This is a genomic window from Kitasatospora sp. NPDC041988, assembly GCF_055588525.1.
Window position 1 is genome coordinate 22,515 of sequence record NZ_JBVJCO010000006.1, and the last position, 6,211, is coordinate 28,725.

The 6,211-nt window shown below is 76.5% G+C and carries 4 protein-coding genes; 2 read left to right on the forward strand and 2 right to left on the reverse strand.

What is annotated here, in order from left to right:
• Positions 1-54 precede the first annotated feature (54 nt).
• Together ACZ6NC_RS08425 and ACZ6NC_RS08430 are read left to right on the forward strand one after the other, a co-directional pair.
• The gene (locus ACZ6NC_RS08425) at positions 55-1,692 is read left to right on the forward strand and encodes an AMP-binding protein (RefSeq protein ID WP_465730283.1); all 1,638 of its coding nucleotides are present in this window, start codon (positions 55-57) and stop codon (positions 1,690-1,692) included.
• Between the two features lie 262 nt (positions 1,693-1,954).
• Positions 1,955-2,167, forward strand: coding sequence for a hypothetical protein (locus ACZ6NC_RS08430; protein ID WP_465730285.1), 213 nt, complete (start codon positions 1,955-1,957; stop codon positions 2,165-2,167).
• A gap of 156 nt (positions 2,168-2,323) precedes the next feature.
• On the opposite strand, the gene ACZ6NC_RS08435 is transcribed toward ACZ6NC_RS08430, so the two are convergent.
• On the reverse strand, positions 2,324-3,316 hold the full coding sequence (locus tag ACZ6NC_RS08435; RefSeq protein ID WP_465730287.1) for an ABC transporter ATP-binding protein: 993 nt from the start codon (positions 3,314-3,316) through the stop codon (positions 2,324-2,326).
• A 199-nt stretch (positions 3,317-3,515) separates the two neighbouring features.
• A complete protein-coding gene (locus tag ACZ6NC_RS08440) occupies positions 3,516-5,993 on the reverse strand; it encodes a hypothetical protein (protein ID WP_465730289.1) in 2,478 nt (825 codons plus the stop codon).
• Positions 5,994-6,211 lie beyond the last annotated feature (218 nt).

A 6,211-nucleotide genomic window follows, 5' to 3' on the forward strand; every position in this document is an offset into this window, starting at 1 on the left:
GCGCTATGTGATGGTCCGTCAGGCGTCGGGCCGGCGTGGAGGAGGCGGGACGGCGTGGCGGGAACGTTGGCGGCGACGGGGTCGGGCCTGGCGACGGGGCCCGGGGTGGCGACGTACACCGGGCTGGTGCTGGCCGGGCTGGCGCGCGATCCGGGGCGGGTGGCGATCCGGTACGGGGAGGCGTCGTGGACGGCGCGGGAGTGCCTGGAGGGCGTCCACCGGCTGGCGCGGGCGCTGGCCGCGACCGGTCTCGGGCGCGGCGACGGGGTGACGGTGCTGGCCGGGAACCGGCCGGAGACGGTGCTGGTGCGGCTTGCGGCCAACCTGATCGGCTGCCGGGTGGCGATGCTGTACACCGACCGCCCGGTGGCGGACCAGGTCGCGATGGCCGAGGACGCGCAGACGGCGGCGTTGGTGTTCGACCCGCGGCGGTACGGCGCGGCGGCGCAGCAGGTCGTCGCGGCGCTGCCGTCGGTGCTGCCGCTGGGGCTCGGCCCGACGCCGCTCGGGGCGGATCTGCTCGCCGAGGCGGCGCCCCTCTCCCCGGCCCCGCTCGCGCCCGGGTACCGGCCGGACGACGTGATGGCGGTGCGGTACACCGGCGGCACGACCGGCCGCCCGAAGGGGGTGTTGCGCCGGTTCGCGCGCCCGCCACGGCCGGAGCTGGTGGCGGCGTCCACCTTCCTGCTCTGTACGGCGCTCTGCCACGGCGGCGGCACCACGGCCGATCTGGCGCTGGCGGCGGGCGGCACGGTGGTGCTGCAGGACGGCTTCGCGGCGGAGGACGTGCTGGCGGCGGTCGAGCGGTACCGGGTGTCGCGGGTGTACCTGCCGCCGCATCTGCTGTACCGGGTGCTCGACCACCCCGCGCTGGCCCGGACGGACACCGGCAGCCTGCGCCGGGTCACGTACACGGGGTGTCCGGCCTCGCCGGAGCGGCTCGCGGAGGCGACGCGCCGGCTGGGGCGGGTCCTGCAGCAGACGTACAGCCTGACGGAGTGCGGGCCGGTCACCCGGCTGACGCCGGACGAGCACCTCGACCCGCGGCTGCTGACCACGGCCGGGCGGCCGTTCCCGGACACCGAGGTCCGGATCCTGGACGAGGACGGCGCGCCGCTGCCGACGGGCCGGACGGGCGAGATCTGCGTCCGGACGCCGACGTCCATGGCGGGCTACTGGCGGAACCCGGAGTTGACGGCGCGGGTCGTGCGGGACGGTTGGCTGCACACGGGTGACCTGGGCAGTCTGGACCGGTCGGGGTATCTGACGGTGGCCGGGCGGCAGGGTGCGATGGCGATCGTGGACGCGCACAACGTCTTCCCCCGTGATGTCGAGGTGCCGCTGCTGGCGCACCCGGCGGTGCGGGAGGCGGTGATGTTCGCGACCACCGGCCGGGACCGGCTGGAGCGGGTGCATGCCGCGGTGACCACAGCGCCCGGGGCCGGGGTGACGGAGCAGCAGTTGCACCGGTGGGTGCGGGAGCGGAGCGGTCCGCTCTGTGATCCGTCGACGATCCTGCTGCTGCCGGGCCTTCCGCTGGGCGAGACCGGGAAGCCGGACCTCGCGGCCCTGCGGGCGCTGGTCCCGGACGCCGGGGCGGCGGGCGCGGAAAGGGCGATCGGCGCGGATGGGGCCGTCGGCGCGGAGAGGGCCGGCGGGACGGCAGGGGCAGGGGCGCGCGGCGAGGGGTGACGCGCGCCGTCAACGCTTCCAGCGCCCGCGTGCACGCCCGCCCGCGCGGCGGGTGACCGCGGGCGCACGGCGGGTGGGCGGCGGAACCGCCCGTGGACGCTCGACCGTGCGGGCCGGTCTGCCGATATCCCCGGCGGCACTCCCTTCGTACCGCCCACGCCCGCGCGGTCCACGCCGGCGCCGTCCAATCGGCACCGCCTCACCCGTCGGCACCGCCCCGCCCGCGCCGTCCCGTCGCGCCGCCCCCTTGGAGGCATCTTCCGTGACCTGGCTCCGCGTCCTGACCGCCCTCGGCATCCTCGCCGTGGCGGCCAGCGCCCTGCTCGTCTTCGCGCTCTGCACCGCCGCCGCCCGGGGGGACCGCGCCGGTCTCGGCGACCGCAGGGATCCCGGCGACGGCGGCATGCCACGGGACACCGTCCGGGAGAACGCCGAGCGCAGCGGACTGATCCGGCGCACCACCGACGAGAGCTGACGGCCGGCGGCGCCTCCCGCCCGGAACGCCGCCCCGGTAGCCCGCAACGGCCCCGCAACGCCCGCCCCGGTAGCCCGTCGACGGCCCCGCAACGCCCGGGCCCGGCGCCTTTCGCCGGCCGCCGGCCGCCGACGGGCCTTGGGCCGGCCGCCCCGCTCAGTGCCCGGTGAGGTCGTCCGGGCGGACGGCGATGTGGTCGGCGCCGAGGTCCACCGCGACCCGGTGCTCCATGCCGAGGGCCTCCAGGAACTTGACCGGCAGCTGCACGCGGCCGGTCCGGTCCAGCATCACGTACTCGCGCTCGTTGATCGACTCCTCGCCGTGCTCGTCGGTGACGGTGCGGCGCAGCACCTCACTGCTGGTCCGCCCGTCCCGGATGGCGACCGTGCGGCGGACCTCGCCCGCGACCATCGGATCGTGGGTGACGATGACGACGGTGGCGCCGAGTTCGCGGTTGACGGTGCGGAACGCCTCGAAGATGCCGGCCCCGGTCTCGGAGTCGAGCTCGCCGGTCGGCTCGTCGGCGAGCAGCACCGGCGGATTGTTGGCCATCGCGACGGCGATGGCCACCCGCTGCTGCTGGCCGCCGGACATCTCGGCGGGGCGCCGGTGGGCGAGGTCGCCGAGGTCCATGGCCTCCAGCAGCTCGGCGACCCGGGCCGCCTGCTGGTTCGCCCGGCCGGCCGATCCGCCCTTGCGGCCGCGCAGTTGCATCGGCAGGGCGATGTTCTGGGCGGCGGTCAGGAAGGGCAGCAGGTTCCGGGCGGTCTGCTGCCAGATGAAACCGACCACCTCCCGGCGGTAGCGCAGGCGCTCGCGGGCGGACATCTCCAGCAGGTCGCGGCCGGCCACCGTGGCGGTGCCGGCGGTCGGCACGTCGAGCCCGGCGAGGATGGTGAGCAGGGTGGACTTGCCGCTGCCGGAGGCTCCGACCAGGGCCACCAGGTCGCCCTGCTGGATGGTCAGCTCCAGCCCCTGGAGCGCCTGCACCTCGACGCCCTCGGCGCTGAAGATGCGCACCAGGCGGTCGCAGACGATCGCGGCGCCCGCGCCGTACGCCTTCGGTGCGGCGGCGGCGAGCGCCTGGTCCCGCAGTTCCTGGAAGGTGGGGGCCTGGCCGACCGCCTCGTTCTGGGGGGCGCTGTTCACCGCTGGTCTCCTGTCTCCGCTGCGCCTGGGCGCGCTCCTGGTCGCGGTTGCCGCGAGCCGTTTCCCGTGCCGCTCGTGCTGCTTGTGCTCTTCGTGCCGTCCGTGCCGCTCGTGCTGTTGCCCGTGCCGCTGCTGGTCCCGTTGCTTGTTCCGTCGAACGGTCGGGCCCGCCGGGACGACCCGGCCACCCGGGCGGTGGTCACCGCTGGTCCCCCACTCGCAGTTCGGTGGCGATCTGGCGCCGGCCGGAGATCAGCGCCTCGGCGAGCAACCCGGCGCAGATCAGGGCGGTCAGGCCGAGCACCTGGATCAGCACCGGTGGCACGGCGGGCTCCAGGCCGGTCCGGACCGGGGTGCCGACCAGGGCGGACAGGTCGATCGCCGGTCCGAGCAGGGCGACCGCGGCGAGCGCGGTCAGTCCGCCGCCCACTGCCGCCACCAGGGTCTGTGGCAGGGTCTCGGCGATGATCAGCGCCAGGCCCTGCCGGGGGCGCAGACCCATGGTGCGCAGCCGGGCGAGCAGGGCCACACGTTCGGGGGCGGCGCGGAGCAGCGTGAGCAGCACGGCGAGCAAGGCGGCCCCGGCGGTGCCGATCACGGCGGCCCAGAACAGCCGGCCGGCCGAGTGCTGGAGCGGGTCGTCGGCGAGCTCGGCGGCAAGGCCGGCGCTGGTGCGCACCATGTAGCCGAACGGCAGGCTGTCGGGGTCGACGCCCGCGCGAGCCTGGCCGGCCGGTGCGGCGCCGGGCGCCCCGGGTGAAGCGGCGGACGCGGCGGCGGAAGCGGGCCCGGAGGCCGGCCCGTTGGCGGTGGCGGACGAAACCGACGTCGGGGACGCGGTCGCGCCGCCGGGCGGCGTAATGCCGCTGAGGGAGCCGACCCCGCTCGGCGGCCCCTGCTCCCGCACCAGCGCCTTCAGCTGCCGCTCGTCCACGTCACCGGTGCCGAACCAGAGGTTGGGCTGCGCGAGTTCGGGGCGACGGGCGGCCGCAGGACCGACCGGCACGATGACGAACCGCCGGGTCGACTCCTCCAGCGCGGGTGTGCCGTCGACGGTGCCGACCTTCGTGGCGAGGAGTTCCCGGCCGTTCAGCAGCCGCAGACGCTGGCTGCCGTCGCCGAGCCCTCTCGCGAGTTCGGCACTGAACAGGGCCGGCACGGGCGTGTCGCCCCCGCCCGCTCCGCCCGCCAGGACGGCCGGGTCGAAGTCCCCACGCCCGACGGATCGGGACAGCTCGGCGTACCCCTGCGGATCGACGGCCAGCACGCTGACCCGGGTGGACCCGGTGGCGGTGCCGAGGAGAAACACCTCGCTCTCCCACCAGACGGCGGTGCCGGTCCTGACGCCGGGCAAGGCGTTCGCGGCCTTGATGAAGCCAGGCGGCAGCGAGACACCGGTCGGTGCGCCGACGACCGCGTCGCCGCCGACCGTCTCCCTGGCCGCGTGCAGCCTGGAGCCGTCCACGGCGTCCAGCATGGTGGCACCGAAGCCGGCCGTGGTGACGGCCAGCATCAGCGCGAGCAGCGGCAGGACGGAGGGGCGCGGCCGGCCGCCGGTGCCCCGGGCGGCGCGGGCCAGGCCGAGGAAGCCGATCAGTCCGGGACCGCGCCCGGTCACCCGGGCCAGCGCGCCCACCAGGACCGGCTGGAGCCGCGCGAGCAGCAGGCCGCCGGTGAGGGCGAGCAGCAGCGGGGCCGCGACCAGCAGCGGGTCCAGGCCGTCCCCGGGCGGGACGACGCCGCGGCGCCGGACTTCCAGCACGGCCGCGACGGTGACGGCCAGGACGACGAGTTCACCGACCAGCCGGCGCCGTCCGCTCCGCCGGCGCGGCGCCGACCAGAGGAGGGCCGCGCGGGCAGGGAAGCTCAGCAGCGCGAGTAGCGTGGTGGCCAGCGCGGCCAGGACTGCGCCCGTCCAGCGTGGAGTCGGCAGCAGTGCGAGGGCTAGCACGGTCGCGGCCACGGCGGCGGGCAGGACGGTCACCGCGCCCTCGCCGAACAGGCGTAGCAGCACGCCACCGCGCGAGCCGCCGCGGGCCTGGAGCAGCCGGAGCTCGCTGCGCCGCCGGTCGAAGGTGAGGGCGGCCGCCAGGCAGAGCACCACCGCGGCGACGCCGGCCAGGCCGGCCGGGCCGATCGCGGCGAGCGGCGCGACGGCGGCGCGGCGGTCGGCGGCCTGCTGGAACAGCTTCGGCAGCGGCGAGGTGAGCGCGAGGTCCTGCCGGCCGGTGCCGGTCCGCAGCTGCGTGCTGGTGGGACCGGTCACGTACGAGGAGATCTCCTCGGTGGTCTCCGGAAGCCGATCGGCGCGCAGCGCGTCGACGGCGACCGGCAGCCGCCAGAAGTCAGTGGCGCCCTTGCCCCAGGATGCGAGCCGTGACAACGACCCGGCGTCGACCACGCCGGCGGTGCTCCAGTAGACCTTGGGGGTGCCCTCCAGGCAGGCCTTCTCCGGGCAGGGCAGGCCGGCCCAGTACGGGTCGTCCGGATCGTTGGGCGTGTAGAGCCCGACCACCTCGGCCCGCTGGGGCACCTCCGGACGGTCTCCGACGGCGGGCGCCGACCCGGCGTCGAGAACGTCACCGACGTGGATGCGGATGGTGTCGGCGGCGTGCCGGCTGAGCGCGATCGGGATCGGTCCCCCGTCACTGCCGGCGTCGGGCCAGCGGCCGGCCACCAGCGAGGCGTGGTCGGCGATGCCGTGCAGGTAGAGCAGGGCAGCCTTCGGCGGGTCCTCGTCGGCCCAGGCGAGCCCGGGGTTGAGGAGCGGGGGGGGGGGGGTGGGGGGGGGCCCCCCCCCCCCCCCCCCCCCCGGGGAAGCGAAGAGTCGCCTTCGGTGGGGGGGGAGTGTTTGTCCCCCCCAAGGTCCGGGCGTCTCGCGCGGCAGGGGACCTC